Source organism: Enterobacter cloacae complex sp. IR53041 (assembly GCF_049238285.1).
GTDB lineage: Bacteria > Pseudomonadota > Gammaproteobacteria > Enterobacterales > Enterobacteriaceae > Enterobacter > Enterobacter roggenkampii.
Genome location: NZ_JBMKHB010000081.1, coordinates 1 through 820, shown reverse-complemented (window position 1 = coordinate 820; position 820 = coordinate 1). Strand labels below are relative to the sequence as shown.

The 820-nt window shown below is 52.4% G+C and carries 1 protein-coding gene; it reads left to right on the top strand.

All coding sequences use genetic code 11. The features are described from left to right. The first annotated feature begins 63 nt into the window (after positions 1-63). Positions 64-768 (top strand): IS6-like element IS26 family transposase, encoded by a 705-nt coding sequence (locus ACOTXF_RS23760; protein ID WP_001067855.1) that lies wholly within the window; start codon positions 64-66, stop codon positions 766-768. Positions 769-820 lie beyond the last annotated feature (52 nt).

The following is an 820-nucleotide window of genomic DNA, read 5'->3' as shown; positions in this document are numbered from 1 at the left end:
GGCACTGTTGCAAATAGTCGGTGGTGATAAACTTATCATCCCCTTTTGCTGATGGAGCTGCACATGAACCCATTCAAAGGCCGGCATTTTCAGCGTGACATCATTCTGTGGGCCGTACGCTGGTACTGCAAATACGGCATCAGTTACCGTGAGCTGCAGGAGATGCTGGCTGAACGCGGAGTGAATGTCGATCACTCCACGATTTACCGCTGGGTTCAGCGTTATGCGCCTGAAATGGAAAAACGGCTGCGCTGGTACTGGCGTAACCCTTCCGATCTTTGCCCGTGGCACATGGATGAAACCTACGTGAAGGTCAATGGCCGCTGGGCGTATCTGTACCGGGCCGTCGACAGCCGGGGCCGCACTGTCGATTTTTATCTCTCCTCCCGTCGTAACAGCAAAGCTGCATACCGGTTTCTGGGTAAAATCCTCAACAACGTGAAGAAGTGGCAGATCCCGCGATTCATCAACACGGATAAAGCGCCCGCCTATGGTCGCGCGCTTGCTCTGCTCAAACGCGAAGGCCGGTGCCCGTCTGACGTTGAACACCGACAGATTAAGTACCGGAACAACGTGATTGAATGCGATCATGGCAAACTGAAACGGATAATCGGCGCCACGCTGGGATTTAAATCCATGAAGACGGCTTACGCCACCATCAAAGGTATTGAGGTGATGCGTGCACTACGCAAAGGCCAGGCCTCAGCATTTTATTATGGTGATCCCCTGGGCGAAATGCGCCTGGTAAGCAGAGTTTTTGAAATGTAAGGCCTTTGAATAAGACAAAAGGCTGCCTCATCGCTAACTTTGCAACAGTGCC